The organism is Cnuella takakiae, assembly GCF_001953305.1.
GTDB lineage: Bacteria > Bacteroidota > Bacteroidia > Chitinophagales > Chitinophagaceae > Flavisolibacter > Flavisolibacter takakiae.
The window spans coordinates 1,894,060-1,916,830 of record NZ_MTFE01000010.1; the positions used below are offsets into that span (position 1 = coordinate 1,894,060).

Below are 22,771 nucleotides of genomic sequence, written 5' to 3' on the forward strand. Positions count from 1 at the left end.
TAAAGTTTTCTAAAATTTAATTTAGAAATTATATTTGTTTGGCTAAGCACTTACATCTGCTATTGAACCTGTGAACCACTGCTACAGTGCCCTCTTGTATTACTTAGCTCCTTTTTCACAAGCATCCTACCCTGATTACATTTCAAAAAAGTTATGCATTTGCCTGCTGCAATTTGCTGCACGTAAACCTATACCTGTATATCAACCTTTTTGCCCTTAACCATTCTCGGAAGTCTTTTCAGGTCAGCTGATAGTTTTAAACCCAAAATCAATTACATGATCAAGCATTTGCGACTGCTAATCGTCCTGCTGCTATTTAGCACGGCAGTACTAGCACAAAGACAGCTGAGTGGCATTGTGCGCAATGCCCAAACCGGATCGGGACTGGCTGCGGCCACCGTGAAGGTGCAGGGCCAGAACGTGCAAACGGTTACCGGCTCGGAAGGCAACTTCAATCTTTCGGTGCCCTCCGGAAGTGTGGTGCTGGAAGTATCTTATGTAGGCTTTGGCACCAAGGTGGTGCCGGTTGCCGCCAACGAAACCGATGTTATTATTGCTTTGGATGCCAATTCGGCCGAGCTCACCCAGGTGGTGGTGACCGCCCTGGGCATCAGCAAGGAATCGCGCAAACTGGGTTACTCGGTAACCACGGTGAGTGGCGAACAAATGACCAAGGCAAGGGAAACCAACCTGGCCCTTTCGCTGGCCGGCCGCGTGGCTGGTCTGAATGTAAAAGGCACCAGTGGTGGCCCCGGTGGTACGGCCAAGATCCTGCTGCGCGGTATGCCCAGCATGAACTCGGGTGGCTCCCCGCTTTTTGTGATCAACGGTGTGCCCATCGACAATACCCAGCGCGGCAGCTCGGGTGAGTGGGGCGGTGCCGACAACGGCGATGGCATTGGTAACCTCAACCCCGATGATATTGAATCGATGACGGTGCTGAAAGGCCAGTCGGCGTCGGCACTGTATGGCGCCCGTGCCTCCAACGGTGTGATCCTGATCACTACCAAAACGGCCAAGAAGGGTACTTTCTCGGTGGATTACAATATGAACTATGCCATGGAAAAAGCCATGGACCTCACCGACTTCCAATACGTATATGGCCAGGGTGTTGGCGGTAAAAAACCGGCTACTGTAGCCGAGGCTTTACAAACCTCCCGTATGAGCTGGGGTAGCCGCCTCGATGGTTCTCAGGTAATCCAGTTTGACGGTAAAACTTACCCTTATACTGCCTATAAGGATAACCTGGAAGACTTTTACCGCACCGGTTCGGCTTTCACCAACACGGTAGCATTGACCCGTGGTGGTGAGAACGGCTCGTTCCGCCTGTCGCTTTCCAACCTGGATAATAATTCCATTGTACGCAACAGCGGTTTGGATCGTAAAACCATCAACCTGAATATAGAGCAAAAGCTTACCGACAAACTGAGCGTAAACCTGCTGGCAAACTTTATCAACGAAGACTCCAAGAATCGTCCCCAGTTAAGTGATGGTCCCATGAACCCCAACAACGGGTTATTCCTGGCCACCAATATCAACCAGTCGGTTCTGGGTATCGGTTACGACCCCGCCACGGGTTACGAAACCCGCTGGGGTGATGACGAGTATGTAACCAACCCCTGGTTTGTGGTAAACCGGTATATCAACAACCTGGGCCGGAAGCGCTTGATTTCGGCCATTACCGCCCGCTACCAGTTTACCAGCTGGCTGTATGCCCAGGGCCGTGTTGGTTACGACCAGCAGAATGACCGCCTCTTTAAAGTAGAACCCTGGGGAACCGCTTATACAACCGAGCGCAGGGGTAACCTGCAGGACCAGGCCAACAGCGAGTCGTACGAGCTGAACGTGGATGGTTTGATTGGGGCAACGCACAAAATCACCAGCGATCTTTCGGTAGACGCTACAGTAGGTGCCAATATGCGGAAGAATCAATATGAGCGCATCCGCATCGGCGGCGGCCCTTTCATCCTGCCTTACCTGTATAGCTTCAACAACGTTCGCAACTTCAACCGCGATTACAGTTTCTGGAAAACACAGGTGAACTCGGCTTATTACAACGTAGACTTCAGCTTCCGCAATTTCCTGACCCTGAGCACCTCGGGCCGCTACGATGCTTATTCTACGCTGCCTTCCAACAACAGGGAAATCTTTACGCCCTCCGTTTCGGCAAGCCTCATTTATTCGGAGCTGCTGAATATGCCGGCAATCAACTTTGGTAAGCTCCGTGTTTCCTGGGCCAATACCAGCGGTGAAATTGGCGAGGCTTACAGAACGGCCCTGTACTACTCTTTGGGCAACTCGCTCAACGGCGTTCCTTTGGGTAGCTTCAGCTCCGACCTGCCCAACCTCACCCTGAAGCCTTTCACCCTCAGCGAAATTGAAGTAGGTACCGAGCTCCGGATGCTGCGCAACAGGCTGGGTTTTGACATTGCTTATTATACCCGCAAAACAAAGAACGAGATCATGCCTGCCACCTTTAGTGCCGCCACCGGCTTTACCAGTGGCCTGGTAGGTACGGGCTCTACCAAGAACGCGGGTCTGGAAGTACAGGTTACCGGCGTGCCCATCCAGCAGCGCGATTTCCGCTGGAACGTAACCGCCAACCTCACTACCGTTGAAAACCGCATCCTGGAAACCGATGCCGAAGGCAAAAACCAGGGCCTGGGTTCCAACAGGGCAACCCTGGGTAATGCCATCACGGCTTTTGTAAAAGGGTTTGCCGGCCCGCAGATTCTGGCCTACGACTACAAGCGTGCTGCCAGTGGGGATATTGTGGTAGATGCAAACGGTTACCCTGTTCGGGGCGACCTGATTAAGATGGGCAGCGTGCTGCCTACAGTGTATGGTGGCTTGAACAACGAGTTTAGCTACAAAGGCTTCAACATGTCTTTCCTGGTAGATTATAACTACGGCAACAAGGTACTTTCTGCTACCAGCTATTACTCCATCTTCCGCGGGTTGAACCAAATGACCCTGGAAGGTCGCGAAGGTGGTATCACGGTTGGCGTACTGGAAAATGGAACCAAGAACACCGTTGCTGCCGATGCGCAGGGTTACTACCGCTCGCTGGCACAGAATGTAACTTCCATTCACGTGCAGGACGGTGATTTTATCAAGCTGCGCCAGGTGGTGCTGGGTTATACCATCCCAGAGAACCTGCTCCAGCGTGTGCCCCTGTTCCAGTCCATCCAGGTTTCACTGGTGGGCCGCAACCTGGCCATCCTGATGAAAAAGACCGACAACATTGATCCGGAAGCCAGCTTTGGCTCCAATATCCGGTATGCAGGCATCGAAGGCACCAGTTTGCCCACAACCCGCACTTATGGTATCAATGTCAATTTCAAATTCAAAAACAAGTAACATGCGGAAAAGCTTTCTATATATCTCCCTTGTGGCTGCTGTAACGGGTACGGGTTGTACCAAGGATTTTGATGAAATCAATACCGATCCCACCCGGTCGAGCCCTGCCAATTTTGACCCCAACTATTTCCTTTCTTCCAGCCAGTGGGAGCACGCCAATGCCATCTCGGGGTACAACGGTCCTATCCTGTTCCAAAGCGGCTGGGTACAGATCTTTGCCTCCACGTCTTCGGGTGCGGCCAACTACTACTCCAATGCCGATAAGTATGTGCCTTCCAGCAATACCAATACCTACCTGGGTAGTTCCTGGAACGTAGCCTACCGTTCGGCCAGCCTGGCCAACGAGGCTATTGAAACCACCACCAACCGCCCCGAACTGTCCAACCTGGCCAATATCGCCACCATCATGAAGGTGCTCAATGCGCAGTACCTCACCGATACTTATGGCGATATCCCCTACACCCAGGCCCTGCAGGCCAAGACCAATGTCACCCTGCCTGTTTACGACAAACAGCAGGATGTATACAAGGCCATGCTTGCCGACCTGGATGCGGCCGTTGGCAAACTGGATCCTGCCAAAACCGGCCCCACCGCGGACCTGTTTCCTTATAAGGGCAATGTTGCACAATGGAAACGTTTTGGCAACTCGCTGCTGCTTCGCATGGCCATGCGCCTGGTAAAGGCCGATGCTGCCCTGGCAAAACAGTATGCTGAAAAAGCAGCTGCAGGTGGCACCCTTGCCAGTGTTGCCGACGACGCCTTCATTAAGGGCGATGAAGCCAATGGCTACCGCAATGCCAATACCGCTGCATTGAATGTTGCCGGTGACTTTTATGAAGTGCGCTGGAGCAAAACCCTGATCGATTACCTCAAAGGCACCAACGATCCCCGTGTAGGTGTGATTGCCGAAGTGCCGGCTGCCGGCCTGGCAGGCAACCAAAGCTTTGGACTGGCGGGCAACAACGATCCGGCCATACAAAAAGGGCTGCCCAATGGCTTTGACCTGAACGCAGGCGCTACCGATATCAGCAAGTCGCCCGGTTATGCAGGTGGTACCGGCACCGGTGCCGACTTTACCCCCATCGGCCAGTACTCCCGTCCCCGCAGTGCCGTTTATGGCAACTACAGCGGTCCTGTATTCGTGCTTTCCTATGCCGAGTCGGAGCTGCTGCTGGCTGAAGCGGCTGTCAGGGGCTGGAATGTAGGCGGAACTGCCGCCCAGCATTATGCCAATGCACTGGGTGGCGCCATCCAGTCGCTGGGTGCTTTTGGTGGCGCAGCAACGGTGCCTGCTGCAACGGTTACGGCCTATGTTGCCGCGCATCCGCTGGATGTGTCTTCCCAAACGGCTTCGCTTAAAATGATCAACGAGCAATACTGGGCAACCACCGGTGTGCAGCTGAATTTTTCAGAGGCCTGGAATAACTGGAAACGCTCGGGTTATCCTGTGCTGACACCGGTTAACTACCCCGGTAATTTTTCGGGCGGCGCCATTCCCCGCAGGCAGCCTTACCCGCTTTCGGAAGCTACCCTCAACGGTGCCAACTACAGCACCGCGGTAGGTGGCCTCACCGGTGGCGATGTATGGACCTCGCGGTTGTGGTGGGACAAATAATATTTCCTATGGCAAAAGACAGGGTGCCGTAGTGCCCCTGTCTTTTTGCTATCCCTAACTTTCGAATCAGTGGATCGGTAGCTTTCTATGAACCTGTTGTTTATCCAGTAGCATGCGATTGTTGTTTGTGGTAATGGGGTATAACAATGGAATTATAAATAGGCAACTGAACCTTAATCCCTAAATTGGAAAGGGTCAATAAATCCTTGCCATGAGTTTTGTATCCGTAACAACTGCATGTGGCGCGGTGGGCAGCAAGTTCCGCCATGCGTCATTTGTGCAGTTAACCCTTCTTTTTTTGTGCCTTCAGGGTACAGCCCGTAGCCAGGGGCCGCTATTCCAGCTACTGCCTGCCGCTCAAACAGGCATCCAGTTTCGCAACGATATCCGCGAAGACGAAAACCTCAATATTCTTGCTTACGAATACTTCTACAACGGTGGCGCGGTAGCCGTGGGCGATATCAACAACGACGGTCTGGAAGACCTCTTTTTTACCGCCAACATGAAGCCCAATAAGTTGTACCTCAACCAGGGCAACCTCCAATTCAAAGACATTACCCGGCAAGCAAGCGCAGCCCTCGAAGGCCGCAGCGGCGGCTGGAAAACCGGCGCCACCATGGCCGATGTAAACGGCGATGGCCTGCTGGATATTTACCTATGTTATTCCGGCAAGGTTAAAGACGACCTCCGCCGCAACCAGCTATTCATCAACAAAGGCAACAGCAGTTTCGAAGAACAGGCAAAAGCATTCGGGCTCGACGATCCGGGCTACAGCACGCAGGCCGCGTTTTTCGATTTTGACAATGATAAAGACCTCGACCTCTTCTTGCTCAACCACAACGTGAAGAAGTACGACAACATGCAGCTGGCAAAGTTTCGTACCGAAACCGACCCGCTGGCGGGCAATAAACTATTCCGCAACGATGGCGGCCGTTTTAAAGATGTGTCGCAGCAGGCAGGCATTTACCAGTACCCGCTCACCTTTGGGCTGGGCATTGCCATTGCCGATATCAACAAAGACGGCTGGCAGGATGTGTACGTCACCAACGACTACAACGAACCCGATTACCTCTACATCAACAAGGGCGATGGCAGTTTCACCGAGCAGTCGGGCAACAGTTTCCGGCACCTTTCCCAGTTTTCAATGGGCGTCGACATTGCCGATTTCAACAACGATGCCCTGCCCGATATCATCACCCTCGACATGCTGCCCGAAGACAACCGCCGGCAGAAACTCCTGCAGCTGCAGGAAAACTACGAAGCCTTCGAGCTGATGCAAAGCCAGAACCTGCACCGCCAGTATATGCGCAACATGCTGCAGCTGAATAATGGTGATGGCACTTTTAGTGAGATCGGGCAGTTGGCAGGTGTAGCGGCTACCGACTGGAGCTGGTGCCCGCTCTTTGCCGATTTCGACAATGATGGTTTTAAAGATCTTTTTGTTACCACCGGTTATCTCCGCGATTATACCAATAAGGATTTCCTGCGCTACTGGGGCGATTATAAAATCAAGAAGGCCATCGACAAGGAGCCCATGCTGCTGATGGACCTGGTAAAAGCCATGCCGGTAACGCCGTTTCGCAACTATGTGTACCGCAACAACGGAGACCTTTCTTTTGCCAACAAGCAACAGGAGTGGGGCTTTGTGCAGGATAAGTTTTCGAGTGGTGCAGCCTATGCCGACCTGGACCGCGACGGCGACCTGGATCTGGTGATCAACAACCTGAACGAGGAAGCATTTGTGTACCGCAATGGGAGCCGCGAAACTATGGGCGCCAGCTACCTGTCGCTGGAATTAAAAGGTAAAGGAACAGAGCCGGTGCTGGGTACCAAGGTCTATCTCTATAACGGTGGCGCAACACAATACAGCGAGGTAAACCCGGTGCGTGGCTACTTGTCTACGGTAAGCCTGAACCCGTTTTTTGGTCTGGGAAAAACGGCGCAGGTTGACTCCCTGCGGATTGTTTGGCCCGACAGAAGCGTACAGGTACTGACCGGCGTTGCTGCCAACCAGCATCTGGTTGTTAATTATGCACCTGCTGCAAAAGAACAGTCTCAAACTTCTATAAAGCCCCTGATGGTGCGTACCGAACCCATCATCAAGTATAAGCACGAAGACTTTACCGAAAATGATTTCAAGCGGCAGTTGCTGATGTTGTGGATGTATTCCAAAACAGGCCCGGTAATGGCACGTGCCGATGTAAATGGCGATGGCATGGAAGACCTGTTTATCAGCGGCGACCAGAAAGGCCCGGGCAAAATTTATCTGCAGGGTAAAAACGGTTTTGCGCCCCTCGACTCGCTTGGCTTTGGCGATGAGTCGGCATCTGCAATAGCAGCAGCTACCTTCTTTGATGCCAATGGTGATGGCTACCCTGACCTCTACCTGGCCAAGGGTGGCTACTCGCTTTTTGAACCCAACACACTTTCGCTGCAGGACGAACTATACCTCAATGACGGTAAAGGCTCCTTTACCCGCAGTGCCGGCGCCCTGCCCAATATGAGTGCCAGCAGCAAGTCGGTTGTGCGTGCCTGTGACTATGACGGCGATGGTGATATGGATCTTTTTGTAGGCGGGCGGGTTGTGCCCGGTGCATACCCTACAGCGCCTAAAAGTTTCCTGCTGAAGAACAATGGCAGAGGCATGTTCCTGGAAGTGAAAACACCTTTTGCTGAAGCCGGGATGATAACCGATGCGCAGTGGGCCGACCTGGATGGCGATGGCCGGAAAGACCTGGTGCTGTGTGGCGAAATGATGCCGGTAAAGGTGTATGGTAATACCGCTGCCGGTTTTGTGGATCAAACAGGAAAGTATTTCGACCAGCCTGAAAGCGGCTTTTGGTCCAGCCTTGCTGTGGAAGATATGGATGGGGATGGAAAGCCGGAAATCATCGCGGGAAATTTAGGCGCCAACACCAGGATCAGGGCTTCGGCAAAGGAACCTGCCGAACTGTACTATGCCGACTTTGACGGCAATGGATCGATTGATCCTTTCTTCAACTTTTACGTTCAGGGCAAAAGCTATCCTTTTGTGAGCCGCGACGAACTCAACGAGCAGATCTATCCTATGCGCCGCAAGTTCACTTCTTACAAAGATTACGCTGATGCCACCATGCAAACCATTTTTACAAAACCAGAATTAGATACTGCCAAAAAGCTGACAGCTACTGAAATACATTCTGTCATTTTCCATAACAAAGGCGGGCTTTTTGAAAAAACGGTGTTGCCTTTACCTGCGCAGTTTGCAACCGTTGCGCGTATCCTAACGGGTGATTTTAATAAAGATGACAAGAAGGATTTGCTGTTGTTGGGCAACCAGTCGTTCAACCGCCTGAAAATCGGCAGCATTGATGCCAACTACGGCTGTATGCTGCAGGGTGATGGCAAGGGCGGCTTTAGTTACCTGCCGCAAACTGCTTCCGGATTATGTATCATCGGCGATGTGAAGTCGGCGGAAGTAATGGCCGTAGGCAACCGCAAGATGCTGGTGATAGGTATTTGCAACGATGCGCTTCAAACTTATATCATGCACTAAGGTTTACATATGAAAGGCATTCTGATCTTATTGCAGTTTTTGGTGTTTGGCTTGCTGGCCCAGGCAAGGCCCGCCGATGATTATACCAGGCTGGTGCAACCCGCCGTATTTTCCCTTTCCCGGGTGATGATGCATGACGTGGTGAACCCGCCGGCTGCCAGCCGTTATTATGCCTATTGCCTATTGGGTGCTTACCAGTTGGTTGCGCAAAATAATTCCACGGTTCCTGCGCCCCAGTTACTGATTCGCCATTACCCCGCGCCACAGCAAGGGGGCAAAACGGTTGCCTATCGGCTGGCTGCTTTATTCTCAATTTTGGAGACAGGCAAACTATTACTGCCCTCGGGTTATATGCTGGAGCAGGACATTGCCGACCTGGTGGTGAAACTGCAAAAAAGAAAAGTGCCGCAGCGGGACATTGATACGGCTATTGCGGTAGCACAAAGAACCGCGGCACACATTGTTGCCTTTTCCAAAAAAGATGATTACGGTAAGCTGAGCGCCAAATTGCGCTATACCCCACTAAAGGAAGAAGGTCGCTGGTTCCCTACACCGCCCACCTATATGGAGGCGGTAGAGCCCCACTGGAAAACGGTGCGCCCCCTGGTGATCGACTCCTGCAACCAGTTTGCTCCACAGCCACCCACGGCGTACAGTAAAGAGCCGGGCAGCGATTTTTACAGGCTGGCAAAAGAGGTGTATGATCTATCCAAAAAGGCCACCCCGGAGCAGCTGGAGATCGCCGCCTTTTGGGATTGCAACCCTTTTGCCGTTGCTACTTCAGGGCATCTGTCGCTCGGTTTTAAAAAGATAAGCCCGGGTGGTCACTGGATGAATATTGCTGGCATCGCAGCCCAAAAGGCAGGGTTGGATTTTGATGCAACCGTACTGTTGCAAACATCCGTGGCCATTGCGTTGATGGATGCTTTCATCAGCTGCTGGGACGAGAAGTTCCGCTCCAGCCGCATCCGCCCCGAAACCTTTATCAACAAGTATATAGATGTGCAATGGCAGCCCTTGTTGCAAACACCACCATTTCCCGAGTACCCCAGCGGACACAGCGTGGTGTCGGCAGCATCTGCCGAAGTGCTGACTTACCTGTTGGGTGATGGTTTTGCGTATACCGATGATTCAGAGATCATGTTTGAGCTGGCACCCCGAAAGTTTCGGTCCTTCCGGCAGGCAGCCGAAGAAGCAGCCATTTCGCGGTTGTATGGCGGTATTCATTTCCGTGATGCCATCACGCAGGGAATGGTGGAAGGGAAAGCGGTAGGGGAGACGGTGGTTGCCCGTTTAAAGCAGGCGGGTATCAAGCCATTCCAGGAAGGGGCCAGGATTGTGGTGAAATAGCATTTTTAAAAGTATATGGAAGCGTACATGTTCAGTTATAAACAGGTGGTCAGGGGACGTAAAATATCCTGCGTTTAGACCTCAATCTTTTTTATCAAAGCTTTATTCAATCAAACGGCAAGCTGGCCACTACGCCAGGGCGCCGAAGCTAAATAACCCGCATATTCATCAAGGTTCAAATACATGGAAAAGCAAAGTGTTTACAGGGGTAAGGTCATCAGGGAACTGTATTTTTCCAATACCATTTCTTGCGCCGAGTTGAGCGAGAAGATCCACAGGAGCCTGCCCCTCACCACACGTATTCTTGATGAACTGATACAGGAAGGCTGGGTAGAAGAGAAAGGTTATGCACCTTCTACCGGTGGCCGTAGGCCGCTTACCTATTCGCTACGTAAGGATGTTGTGTACCTCGTTGCCGTGTCCATGGATCAATTTGTTACCCGTGTGGCCGTTATGGACATGCACAACAACACTGTTTCCGGTCCGTTCCGGTTCGATTTGCCCCTGGCAAAAAATGCACAGGCCTTATCCATCCTGATAGAAAAGATCAACGAAGTGGTTGCCGGCTCCGGTATTGCCAAAAGCAAGATTGCAGGTGTGGGCATTGGCATGCCGGGTTTTGTGGATGTGCGCAAAGGCATCAACCATTCTTATTTTGAAAACAAGGGACATAGCCTCACCCGGCTCATGACGGATAAAACAGGCCTGCCTGTTTTCATCGAAAACGACTCCAGCCTGGTAGCACTTGCCGAGCTGCGTTTTGGTGCTGCCCGCAAAGCCAAGGATGCCATGATCCTGAACATCGGGTGGGGTACAGGCCTGGGCATGGTACTTAATGGCGAGCTGTACCGCGGGCATAATGGGCTGGCGGGCGAGTTCAGCCACATCCCTGTGTTCAACAACGGCAAATTGTGCAGCTGCGGCAAACGTGGCTGCCTGGAAACGGAGTCCTCGTTGCGGGTGGTGGTGGAAAAGGCCCGCAAAGCCGTAACCTCCGGTACGGTATCGCACATGAAAGAAGAAGACCTGATGGCAGGGCTGGAGCAGGCCTCGGCCGTACTGATAGCGGCGGCACAGGAAGGCGACCAACTCGCCATCCGCTTGCTGTCAGAAGCCGGGTACAATATCGGGCGGGGTGTAGCCATCCTCATACATTTGCTCAACCCACAGGAAATAATACTCAGTGGCAGGGGCGCCCTTGCGGGCAAGATGTTGCTGGCGCCTATTCAGCAGGCCATCAACGAACACTGTATTCCCAAGCTGGCGACCCACACGGTGCTTGAAACCTCTTCCATGGGTTTTCATGCGGAGCTGATTGGCGCCGCTGCATTGGTGATGGTCCACTACCACCACCGAAAAGAAACCGTGGTGGTTGATGCTACTGAGTGACGGGTGGGTTTACCAATCGGTTGCGGCCATACTGAAAGGGTTCAAAAACAATTACTATTCGCCTGAAAAAAGAAAGGATATGCGTGGATGTAAAGCTTTTTCTTATTTGCTATTTGCTTTTTGTATGGGCCTTGTAAAACCTGGAGCGGCCCAGCAAAACGTACACCCACAATCGGGTATTTACGAGTGGCCAAAGGAGGCTGCCGTAAAGGAGAAACTGGACAAGTGGCAGGACCAGAAGTTTGGCATCATCATTCACTGGGGGCTTTATTCTGTACCGGGCATTATGGAGTCGTGGAACCTCTGCTCGGAAGACTGGATCGACCGCGACAGCAATACCGTTTACGAAGATTACAAGAAGTGGTACTGGGGGCAAAATGCACAATTCAACCCGGTAAAATTCAATCCCGAGGAATGGGCCAGGGTAGCCAAAGAGGCTGGTATGCGCTACCTGGTATTTACCACCAAGCACCACGACGGCTTCAATATGTTTGACACCAGGCAAACGGATTTCAAGATTTCAGCCGGGCCTTTCAAAAACAACCCGAAGGCTGATGTTGCCAAGCATGTATTTGATGCATTTCGCAAACAGCAGTTTATGATCGGAGCCTATTACTCCAAGCCCGACTGGCATTCGGAATATTACTGGTGGCCCAAGTACGCCACCGCCGACCGCAACAACAACTACGACATCCGGAAATTTCCCTGGCGCTGGAACCAGTACAAGACTTTTACTTATAACCAGATCAGCGAGCTGATGAACGGGTATGGCAGCATCGATATCCTGTGGCTTGACGGGGGCTGGGTACGGCCGCTGGAAACCGTAAATGATGAAGTGCGTTCCTGGGGCGCCCGCATCCCCGAGTGGAGCCAGGATATTGATATGCCCCGCATTGCCGCCATGGCCCGCCAGGCCCAGCCCGGATTGTTGATGGTAGACCGTACCGTGCATGGCCCATACGAGAACTACCAGACGCCGGAGCAGCGCATCCCTGCCACCCAACTCCCGCATCCCTGGGAAAGCTGTATGACCCTGGCCAACAACTGGGGGTATGTGCCCGGCGACAAGTATAAATCTCCGGCCAAAGTGGTGCATACCCTGATTGAAGTAACTGCCAAGGGTGGCAGCCTCCTGTTGGGTGTTGGCCCTAAAAGCGATGGTATGCTGACCGATGAAGCGGTCAGTTGTTTGCAACAAATTGGCAAATGGACAGGCAAAAACGGAGCTGCCATTTATGGTACCCGTATTACGCCCAACTACCAGGATGGCAACACCTGGTTTACCCAAAATCCAAAATCGGGCACCCGCTACGCACTGGTGTGCCTGCCCGAAAATGCAGCGATACCTAAAGAACTATCCTGGCAAAACAACCTGCCTGCAAAAGGCACCAAAATGACTTTGTTGCAAACGGGCGAAACGGTGAAGTGGAAACAGGAAGGTGGTACTGTAATAGTGACTTTGCCGGCATCAGTCCGTGATAGCAAGGAAAGCCTGCCTGCGGTGGCTTTTGCCTACAAACCAGCAGAATAGTTTTTGTTGGCTAGTTGAATGATTGTAGACCACAGACCACGGACGACAAAAGCACTCCATATGTGGTCCGTCGTCTGTTGTCTGTGGTCCAAAATCCATGGTCCATCGTCCATGGTCTCACTTACTTGCCCAGCGCCTCCCGCACCTTGGGTGCAATCTTCGTCCCGTAGATCTCAATGGATTTCATCAGGTCCAGGTGCGCAGGGCCACCCACATCCATATGTGCGGCAAAGCGGGTAAGGCCCAGGGTTTCCTGCAGGTACAGGATTTTTTCGATGGCTTCATTGGCTTCGCCAATAAGGAGGGCACCTTGCGGGCCGCGGCCTTGTTCAAACTGCTGGCGCTGGTATGGTGCCCAGCCGCGCTGGCGGCCGATGCGATTCATTTGCGCGGCATACTGGGGGTAATAGGCATCGGCGGTTTGCTGGCTGTCGGTACCAAAAAAGCAGTGCATGTGTACGCCTGCCTGGAGCTTTTCGGCGGGGTGCTCAAAATGCTGCCAGCCGCGGCGGTAATAATCAAACAGGGGTTGGAATTGCGCGGGGTTGCCGCCAATGATGGCGAATATAACCGGCAGGCCTAACCGCGCTGCCCGCACCACCGACTCCGGTGTGCCACCAACGGCAATCCAAATATCCAGTGCATCTTTTACCGCACGGGGAAAGATTTCCTGGTTGACCAAGGCCGCCCGGTGCTTGCCCTTCCAGTTGATGCGGGCTTCTTTATTGATCTGGAGCAGGAGCTCCAGCTTTTCTTCAAACAGGGTGTCGTAGTCGGCAAGGTTGTAGCCAAACAGGGGGAAAGACTCGGTAAAGCTGCCGCGGCCTACCATCAGTTCGGCACGGCCGCCGCTGAGCCCGTCGAGGGTGGCAAAATTCTGGTACAGCCGTACAGGGTCCGAGGAGCTGAGCACGGATACCGCACTGCCCAGCCGGATGTTTTTTGTAACAGAAGCTGCTGCTGCCAGCACCATTTCGGGTACAGATACGGCGTACTCGGGCCGGTGGTGTTCGCCCAAGCCAAAAAAGTCGAGTCCCAGTTCATCCATCAGTTTGATCTGCTCCACCAGTTCCTGCAGACGCTGATGCGCCGGTTGCAGTTTGCCATCGCCTTCCACGTGCAGATCGCCAAACATACCTACGCCTAATTCCATGCCTTTGAGTTTTTACGAAGGTAAAGCCCTTGGGTGATATGGGCCGGCACCCTGGGCCTTGCCTTGCCTGTGCTGTAAAGGGCATAATTTTTTAAGCTGCCGGGCTGCACCGCATCAATCGTTCTTTATGTATACCGCCCGAAACCTTTCCCCTGCCGTCATCCTCCGATTTGCCTGGAAACCCCAGCTGGCTTTCCTGGCGCATGCCACCCTGGTCACTTTTTTGTTCGAGGTGGCCGGTTTTACCTTTCTGGCGCTGCCTTTTGTACCCATCAGCCTGCTGGGTACGGCGGTGGCCTTTTACGTGGGTTTTAAAAACAACTCCTCCTACGAAAGGCTGTGGGAAGCCCGCAAACTGTGGGGCGCCATCGTTAACTACAGCCGGGCGTTTACCGTGCTGGTACTGGATTATCTGCAAGCCAGCGCCAGCATCGACAACGATACCATCCAGGAGCACCGCCGGGTGCTGGTATACCGCCATATTGCCTGGATCAATGCCCTGCGCATCCAGCTCCGCCAGCGCAGGGTGTGGGAGCATAAAGAAGATCCTTTTGTAAACATCGTTGCGGAGCAGACACCTTTTGTGAACCAGAACCTGCTGGATGAGATCAGGCAGTTTTTGCACGGGCATGAAGCCGAGCGGCTGTACAACAAAGCCAATACCGCTACCCATATCCTGCGCCAGCAAAGCGAGCACCTCCAGCGCCTGGCTGCACAGGGTTGTACCGACAGCTTCAAGCAGGTGGAACTGGGGCGGCTGCTTACCGAGCTGTACAACCAGCAGGGCGCCTGCGAGCGGATCAAAACCTATCCTTTTCCCAGGCAGTATGCCATCTTCAGCGAACTGTTTGTGTGGATACTGGCCCTGGTGCTGCCCTTCGGGCTGGTGGGCGAAATGGCCAGGATCGATCACAATTTTGTATGGCTCACCATACCCATGAGCGTGCTCATTTCCTGGATCTTTTACGTGATGGAAGTGGTGGGCGACCGGAGTGAAAATCCTTTTGAAAACAGCATCAATGATATCCCCATGACGGCTATTTGCCGCACCATTGAAATAGATTTGCGCGAAATGCTGGGCGAAAAAGATGTGCCCGGCAAGATTTATCCTGTAGAAAATATCCTGATGTAAATGCAGCAATCGGGTTCCTGTGTTGCTGCTCCTTGCTAACCACAAACAAACTGATTTGCGCCGATTTTTACCCCTGATCCATAAGACCCTTGCAGCCTTGATATTGTGTGTGGCAGCAAGTAATGCCAGGGCCCAGATCATCAACATCGAAAACTCGCGCATCCATTCGGATACTACCGGGTGGACGGGTTCGCTGGGTACCACTTTTACTTTTACAAAAAACGTTCAGGAAATCATCAACCTGGATGCAACCATGCACCTGCAGTACAAAACGGCAAAGGACCTGTACTTGCTGTTGGGCAATTACAATTTGCTGCGGGGCAATGCCCAGACCCTTTCCAACAACATGTTTTACCACCTGCGCTACAACCGCAAGCTGAACGAAGTACTGCGGTGGGAAGCCTTTACCCAGTGGCAGCAAAACACCGTCACCAATATCGACCTGCGGGCCCTCTTTGGCACCGGGCCCCGGTTCAAGCTGCACGAAAGCCCAAAGCTGCGGCTGTACGCGGCCTCGCTGGTGATGTTTGAACACGAGCGGGAGCGGAGTCCCGAGGTGATTCACGACGACTGGCGCGGCGATTTCTACGCAAGCTTTACCTGGCAGCCCAGCGAGCCGCTCACCATTACCAGCACCACTTTTTACCAGCCTCTGGTCAACCGGTTGAACGATTTCAGGGTGCTCAACCAGCTTACGCTGAACGTAAAGGCTACCCGTCATTTTACCATTACCACCAACTGGAGCTACCTGTACGATGCACAGCCGGCTGCAGGTACGCCAAGGATCAACTATAGTGTGAGCAATGGTTTTGTGTATAAGTTCAAGTAATGGCAAAAGGGAAAGGGATTGGTTAGCAGGAATGTTTTATATAAGTCAAAAGACTAAAGAATAAGTGCCAGAAGCGCTATCCCCCTTTTGAATTCTACTTTTGCCTTTTGACTTCCGCAGTAACCTTCATCAACAGAATAACAGCCATCATGCAGATCTTCCAGCAACAAATACAGATACCCGAACAGCGGAGGGGCTTTCACCTGATCACGCCTGTGGTGTTGCGTGCCTTGCCGCAGATTGCACAAATCAACACGGGTATGTGCCAGGTATTTATCCAGCACACTTCGGCATCGCTCACCATCAACGAGAATGCAGACCCTACGGTGCGGCAGGACTTTGAAATGTTTTTCAACAAGACGGTGCGGGAAAACGATCCCGATTACAAACACGATTATGAAGGATCGGATGATATGCCGGCACACCTGAAGGCCTCCCTGCTGGGCAGCTCAGTGATGATTCCCATTCACCGGGGTAAGCTGGCTTTAGGCACCTGGCAAGGTCTGTACCTCTGCGAGCACCGCGATAGGGGCGGGGCCCGCAGCCTGGTGATTACTGCATGGGGTGTTTAGGTGGAGGTATTGGGAATTAGGTATTGGGTATTTGCCAATCACCAATCACCAATCACCATTCACCATTCACCATTCACCAATACCTAATACCCAATTCCCAATACCCAATTCCCACCGGCATGGAAATTTTTACAAGCCCTACACCATGCCCGAAGGCCCCGAAATAATATGGCTCAAAGAGCAGGCAAGCGTCTTTATCGGCGAGCAGGTGCAGCATGCCCGAGGCAGTACCGGTGGCTACCTGTTGGAAATGGTAGCTGGTGAAATACTACAGGAAATTAATACCCACGGCAAGCTGATCTTCTTTCGTTTTCCTGCCTTTTTCCTGCGGATACACCTGGGGCTTTTTGGTACTTACCTGGTGGATACATCCTCCAGCCGCAAGCTGGAGCTGGAACTCGAATTTGAGTCAGGTACGCTCCGTTTTTATGCCACCGGTTGCCGGCTGCTTTTTTCCCTGCCGCCCGAATGTGCACACCATCATTTTGATGTGTTGCATCCCGGTTTCAGCAGCGATAAAATCTTGCGAAAATTGTTGCTGAAACCGGATGTCCTGATCTGCGATGCGCTTTTGGACCAGCAGCTTTTTGCAGGCATGGGCAATGGACTAAAAAATGAAGTGTTGTACCGCCGGCAGGTGCATCCGCTGAGTGTGGTGGGCGAAATGCCACAACCTGTTTTGCGCAGCCTTGTTGCAGCTGCTGTGGCCCAAAGCGAATTGTACCTGGAGCATTTACGCGAAGGGCACTTACCGGAATACTGGCTGGCCTACCGCAAAGAGAGCTGTGCCCGCGATGGGCTGCCCTTGCGCCGCGAGAAGCTGGGCAGAACCGCCCGATCCTGTTATTACTGCGAAGCCTGCCAGCAACTGTATGCTGCCACCAGCTGGTGAATACCGGGTGCTATTCCCGCTCAGCCTTAACCAAAGCCTCAACTTCTTACCGCGCCATGGCACGGTATCTGAATGATTTGCTGCATTCATTTTCCATAAAAAGCAGAAAACAATGGCAGCAAATAACAACATGCAGAACCCGGTTGAAAAACATCCACAACCGCCTTACCCGGTTACCGACCAGTCGGTGCCCGGTACCGAAAAGGAGATGACCCCACAGGCCGACCACGGCGAAAAAACCTATAAAGGCTCCGGCAGGCTCAGTGGCCGCAGGGCGGTGATTACCGGCGGCGACTCGGGTATTGGCCGCGCCGTAGCCATCGCCTATGCCCGCGAGGGCGCCGATGTGCTGATCTCTTACCTCAACGAGCATGAAGATGCCGAAGAAACTGCCCGTTGGGTACGGGAGGCCGGCCGCAAAGCCGTGCTGGTGCCCGGCGATATACAGGAAGAAGCACACTGCCAGGCTATCATCGATAAAGCGGTGCAGGAACTGGGCGGTATCGATATACTGGTGAACAATGCGGCCTTCCAGATGACCCACGACACCATACAGGAGTTCAGCACCGAAGAGTGGGACCGTACTTTCCGTACCAATGTGTACGCCATGTTTTACCTGTGCAAGTTTGCCGAGCCCCACCTCAAGCCGGGTAGTTCGGTGATCAATACTACATCCGTGCAGGCCTACAAGCCTTCGCCCAACCTGCTGGCCTATGCACCTACCAAGGGCGCCATTCAAAACTTTACTTCCGCCCTGGGGCAGATGTGGGGCGAAAAAGGCATCCGGGTAAACTGCGTGGCACCCGGCCCCATCTGGACACCGCTGATCCCCAGCACCATGCCCGAAGAGAAAGTGAAAAACTTTGGTGGCGACACGGCCCTGCAGCGTGCCGGACAGCCCGCCGAACTGGCGGGTGCTTATGTGCTGCTGGCCTCGGATGAAGGCAGCTATATGAGTTGCTCTACCATCCAGGTAACGGGCGGCACACCAACCATTTAAGCAATACCGAAATTTCAGTTGATAAACACGAAGGCGCATAAAGGGATAGAGCGATCTGTTTCCCGGGTGTGTACTTCGTGTTTTTTATGCATAGAGGTGCTTGCTTTAAAACCCCTTTTATAAACAGTCCTATCTTGCCTGGAAAGCAATTGGACCACGGACGACAGACCACCAATAGATTTCACCAGTGGTCTGTCGTCTGTCGTCCGTGGTCCTCTCTCAAATTTATTTGCTCCCTTATGATCCAACGGCAAGTGTACCGTATGCCCCACGCAGGCGCCATTCACAGCCTGAAGCTGCAACAGGAGCCTTTAGATGTACCCGGTGTGGGCGAGGTTTGCGTGGCGGTACATGCCATCGGGCTCAACTTCGCCGACATCTTTGCCATGCAGGGATTGTACAAGGCCACGCCAAAAGGCAGCTTTATTCCGGGGCTTGAGTTTGCCGGCGAAATCATTGGTGTTGGCCCAGGAGCGGGTGCCTGGCAGGTAGGCGACCGCGTGATGGGGGCTACCAAATTTGGCGGCTATGTGTCGCACCTAAATATCGATCACCGATATTTAGTGCCTTTGCCCGCAAGGTGGAGTTTTGCGCAAGGGGCAGGTTTTATTGTGCAGGGACTTACTGCCTATTATGCCCTTACCCACCTGGGCAACCTGCAACAGGGCGCTGCCGTTTTGATCCATAGTGCGGCAGGCGGCGTGGGCATTATGGCCAACCGCATTTGCAAAAAATATGGCGCTTATACCATCGGTACCGTGGGTAGCCCATCCAAGCAAGATTTTCTGAAGGCAGAGGAAGGTTATGACGCAGTAATTGTACGGGGTAAGGATTTTCCCCAGCAACTGGCGCAGGCACTTGCCGGCAGGCCGCTGTCCCTCGTTATGGAATGCATTGGAGGCGACATCCTGAAGCAAAGCTGGGAGGCTATGGCGCCCCTGGGCAGGATGGTAGCCTATGGCAGTGCCAGCTTTACCAGCCATGGCAGCAGGCCCAACTACCTGCAACTATATTGGCGCTACCTGCGCCGCCCTAAAATCGACCCGCTGAACCTGCCTTCGCAAAACAAAAGCCTGATGGGGTTCAACCTGATTTTTCTGTACGAGCAAACCGAAATGATGCACGCCATCCTTGCGGAGCTGCAGGCCTTGCAACTAGCGCCGCAGCACATCGGGCATGTGTTTGCGTTTGCACAAATGCACGATGCCATCCGGCTGTTTCAGCAGGGGAAAACGGTAGGTAAGGTGGTGGTGCAGGTGGCCCACAAATGAACAACTGCAAATACATGTGAATTTGTTTATATTTCGTCAGCGCCAAACTGATGTCTGTACACAAATGCACCCTTGTTATATTCTTCTTGCTGTATTGCATGCTTGCCCTGGGGCAGCTTCCGGAACGCTATGCTTTTACCCATTACGGCCTGCGCGACGGCCTTGCCTCCAATATTGTAAACAACCTGGTGCAGGACCGGAATGGATATATCTGGCTGTCCACCAGTAATGGGTTGCAACGTTTTGATGGCAACAAATTCATCACCTTCCACCACGATCCTGCGCAGCCCGCATCCCTGCCTTACGATGAAGTGGCACATGTATACCTCGATCCGGAAGGAACCCTTTGGGTGATCACCGTTGATAACAAAGTAGGCCAATTCGATACCCGTACTTTCCGCTACCGCGAAACGCCGATCCGCAACTGGCACAGCGAAAACGTGTATGTCGACAAGACCTTTCTATCTACCGGCGACGGCAGGCTTTTGCTGTTTATAAAAAAGACCAATAAGCTTTTTGAATGGCGCCCGGCAAAGCAGGATTTTGTTCCTTCTAAAGCCGTACCCATCCCTGCAGGGTGGAAGGTGAACCACCTGATGCAGGACCGGAAGAGCCATCGTTTTTACCTGGCCACCGATTCTGGTTTTGTGGCTTTTGATAGGGCCCAAAAGCAGGTAGCCTTTCACCGCAATAATCCGCTACATGACCCGCTGATTGCCGCATATGGCCATGAGCGTTTTGTCAATTACCTTTTTATCGATTCCAGAAGCCGGATATTTTTTGAGCAGTGGCCAAAAAGCGAAAAACATCCCTTGTTGCAAGTGTACGATCCGGCAACCGGGCAGCGCAGCAAACACCAGTTGCACGAATCTTTCGGCTTGGGTTACCACCAGATCACCGCCTTGCTGCAACAGCAAAGTGGCCGGTTGTGGGTGTATGGTCGTCCTTTTTTGGCCACTTATGCCCAAAGCAAACAGCCCATACAGTTTCTGAAAAAGGATTATAGCAAGGAGCACGATCTGAAGTTCAACCAGGTGTTCTCCATGTTTGAAGACCGGCAGCAAAATATCTGGCTGTGCACCGACAATGGCGTGTACCAGTTCAACCCGGATGCGCAGTTGTTTCACAACTATTCCCTCACCCTACCTGAGCGCAACGCGGTGGAAGGCAGGGCGCAAACGGCACTGCAATGGCCCAATGGCGACCTTTGGGTGGGCTTCCGCGATATGGGGCTCCACTGTTTCGATAGCCATATGCAGCCGGTACCCCTTCCCGCATCACTTGCCGCACTGGTAAAAGGAAAATCGGTTTGGGACATGCATCTGCGTAATGGCAAGCTTTGGATAGCCCTGCAGGGCGGCCAGCTGGTGGTGATGGATACCCGAAGCCATAAGGCACAACTGCTGCAGCCCGCTCCTTTTGAGAAAAGGGCCATCACGCAGATTGTTGCCGACCAGCAGGGCAACCTTTGGTTTGGCAACCAGGCCGGCAATATGGTCAAGTGGGATCAGCAGCTGGCAGGTGGTGATCCTGCAAAAGGTTTTGTTTTGTTTGCCAGGTTGGGCACGATTGAAAAAATGTTTATCGATGCAAAGGGGAGTATCTGGGTGGCGGCAGTAGGAGAGGGCCTGCTGAAAATAAACCCGCAACAAAACAGGATTGAAGCCCGCATCACCACCCGCAACCCGCCCGGCTTTCGGCTGTGGAACAACAATCCAAAAGACATCATCCAGTACAACGACAGCATACTGGTGGTGGTGTCGGGGGCACTGAATATTATCAACTTGAATACCCTCCGTGTGGCGCATATCAGTACGGCACAGGGCCTGCCCACCAATACCATTCAAAGTGTAGCCAAAGATGCCGAAGGTCACCTGTGGTTGGGTACATTGAACGGTTTGTGTCGTGCCGATCTCTCAAAGCTTTCCTTTACTGCCTACAACCAAAGTGACGGTTTGCTCAACGAGTTGTTCAATGTGGCTGGAGCACAGGTTTTAAGCGATGGCAGGCTCCTGTTTACCTCGGCCGAAAGCTTTGTGGTATTTGATCCTGCAAGGGCGGCACTGCGCGACCCTATTGACAAGGCCCTGCTCACCGATTTCAAACTTATGAACCGTTCCCTGCCGGTAGATTCCTTGCAGGCGCTGCAGGCTGTCAAACTCCAATACAACCAGGCCAACGTGGCCATGGAATTCAGTGCCCTAAATTTCAACCAGCTTACCAAGTTGGATTATTATTACCAGTTAGAAAACTTTGATTCGGGCTGGATAAAAAGTGATGGCCGCCACCAGGCCATTTATACTTTCCTGCCCCCGGGCCAATACAAGTTTAAAGTAAAGACCCGCCATCTGTCGGGTGGTTATGGTGCTGAAAAAGTCTTTCTGACCATCCATGTTGCGCCTCCGTTCTGGAAAACCTGGTGGTTCTTTTTGCTGCTGCTGGCACTGGTAGTACTGGTGCTCTTCCTCATCGACCGGGAGCGGGTAAAACGCCTGGCGGCCCTGTACCATGTTCGCTCCGATATTGCCATGCACCTGCACCAGGATGTAAGCACAACGCTCAATAATATCAACGTGCTCAGCCAGATTGCTAAGATGAAAGCCGATAAGGACCTGGTGCGCTCCAAGGAACTGATCGATGAGATCAGCGGCAAGAGTTACAATATGATGCTGACCATGGATGAAATTCTTTGGAGCATTGACCCGGGTAACGACAGCATGCAAAAGACGGTATTGCGCATCTACGAGTTTGCCGAAAACCTCAGGGCCAATACCGGTGTGGAGATCGACATTATTGTACATGACAAGGTAAAAGACCTGCAACTGGACATGAAGGTGCGCCATGACTTTTTTGTGCTGTGCAAAGAAGCTTTGCATACCCTGGCACAGCACGCCAGGGGCGCCCACATCATGGTAGATATTGATTATGTACGGTCAAAGATTTGTTTGAAAATTCTTTGCGCCGGAATTGATTGTAATGCTGAAGCAAACGGCATTCATGCTTTGCGCAGGAGTATGGAAGCACAGGCTTCCGAACTACATGCCCACCTCAATTTCGAAACCGGCAAACGGGATACTTCCATCATGCTTACTGTGCCGGTACGTTGATGTATGAGCCATAAAAAAGCGCAACAGTTTCGTTG

14 protein-coding genes are annotated in these 22,771 nt (G+C 52.6%); 13 read left to right on the top strand and 1 reads right to left on the bottom strand.

Annotation, left to right across the window (positions count from 1 at the left end; translation table 11 throughout):
- The first annotated feature begins 276 nt into the window (after positions 1–276).
- From BUE76_RS08345 to BUE76_RS08370, 6 genes are all read left to right on the top strand, one after another.
- The gene (locus BUE76_RS08345) at positions 277–3,360 is read left to right on the top strand and encodes a SusC/RagA family TonB-linked outer membrane protein (protein WP_073043923.1); all 3,084 of its coding nucleotides are present in this window, start codon (positions 277–279) and stop codon (positions 3,358–3,360) included.
- A 1-nt stretch (position 3,361) separates the two neighbouring features.
- Entirely contained in the window at positions 3,362–4,975 is a 1,614-nt protein-coding gene (locus tag BUE76_RS08350; RefSeq protein ID WP_083596542.1) for a SusD/RagB family nutrient-binding outer membrane lipoprotein, read from the top strand.
- 211 nt (positions 4,976–5,186) lie between these two features.
- Positions 5,187–8,510 carry a VCBS repeat-containing protein gene (locus BUE76_RS08355; RefSeq protein WP_083596543.1) on the top strand — a complete coding sequence of 1,108 codons (3,324 nt, stop codon included), beginning with the start codon at positions 5,187–5,189 and terminating at the stop codon, positions 8,508–8,510.
- A 9-nt stretch (positions 8,511–8,519) separates the two neighbouring features.
- On the top strand, positions 8,520–9,860 hold the full coding sequence (locus BUE76_RS08360) for a vanadium-dependent haloperoxidase (protein ID WP_073043927.1): 1,341 nt from the start codon (positions 8,520–8,522) through the stop codon (positions 9,858–9,860).
- A 183-nt stretch (positions 9,861–10,043) separates the two neighbouring features.
- Positions 10,044–11,249: an ROK family transcriptional regulator gene (locus BUE76_RS08365; protein WP_073043929.1), complete on the top strand. Its 1,206-nt coding sequence runs from the start codon at positions 10,044–10,046 to the stop codon at positions 11,247–11,249.
- A gap of 124 nt (positions 11,250–11,373) precedes the next feature.
- On the top strand, positions 11,374–12,780 hold the full coding sequence (locus BUE76_RS08370; RefSeq protein ID WP_245798365.1) for an alpha-L-fucosidase: 1,407 nt from the start codon (positions 11,374–11,376) through the stop codon (positions 12,778–12,780).
- Between the two features lie 121 nt (positions 12,781–12,901).
- On the opposite strand, the gene BUE76_RS08375 is transcribed toward BUE76_RS08370, so the two are convergent.
- Positions 12,902–13,933 carry an LLM class flavin-dependent oxidoreductase gene (locus BUE76_RS08375; protein ID WP_073043931.1) on the bottom strand — a complete coding sequence of 344 codons (1,032 nt, stop codon included), beginning with the start codon at positions 13,931–13,933 and terminating at the stop codon, positions 12,902–12,904.
- A 127-nt stretch (positions 13,934–14,060) separates the two neighbouring features.
- Here BUE76_RS08375 and BUE76_RS08380 point away from each other — a divergent pair, with 127 nt between their 5' ends.
- The 7 genes from BUE76_RS08380 (at position 14,061) to BUE76_RS08410 (ending at position 22,736) form a co-directional block, all read left to right on the top strand.
- Positions 14,061–15,065 carry a bestrophin family protein gene (locus BUE76_RS08380; RefSeq protein ID WP_073043933.1) on the top strand — a complete coding sequence of 335 codons (1,005 nt, stop codon included), beginning with the start codon at positions 14,061–14,063 and terminating at the stop codon, positions 15,063–15,065.
- Positions 15,066–15,120: 55 nt separating this feature from the next.
- Positions 15,121–15,894 (top strand): DUF481 domain-containing protein, encoded by a 774-nt coding sequence (locus BUE76_RS08385; protein WP_143157317.1) that lies wholly within the window; start codon positions 15,121–15,123, stop codon positions 15,892–15,894.
- 149 nt (positions 15,895–16,043) lie between these two features.
- Positions 16,044–16,466, top strand: coding sequence for a secondary thiamine-phosphate synthase enzyme YjbQ (locus tag BUE76_RS08390; RefSeq protein ID WP_073043937.1), 423 nt, complete (start codon positions 16,044–16,046; stop codon positions 16,464–16,466).
- Between the two features lie 145 nt (positions 16,467–16,611).
- Positions 16,612–17,358, top strand: coding sequence for an Fpg/Nei family DNA glycosylase (locus tag BUE76_RS08395; RefSeq protein WP_073043939.1), 747 nt, complete (start codon positions 16,612–16,614; stop codon positions 17,356–17,358).
- 112 nt (positions 17,359–17,470) lie between these two features.
- Positions 17,471–18,358, top strand: coding sequence for an SDR family oxidoreductase (locus BUE76_RS08400; protein WP_073043941.1), 888 nt, complete (start codon positions 17,471–17,473; stop codon positions 18,356–18,358).
- 239 nt (positions 18,359–18,597) lie between these two features.
- Positions 18,598–19,629, top strand: a complete 1,032-nt coding sequence (locus BUE76_RS08405; RefSeq protein ID WP_073043943.1) for a zinc-binding dehydrogenase — start codon at positions 18,598–18,600, stop codon at positions 19,627–19,629.
- A gap of 50 nt (positions 19,630–19,679) precedes the next feature.
- Positions 19,680–22,736, top strand: coding sequence for a sensor histidine kinase (locus BUE76_RS08410; RefSeq protein WP_073043945.1), 3,057 nt, complete (start codon positions 19,680–19,682; stop codon positions 22,734–22,736).
- Positions 22,737–22,771 lie beyond the last annotated feature (35 nt).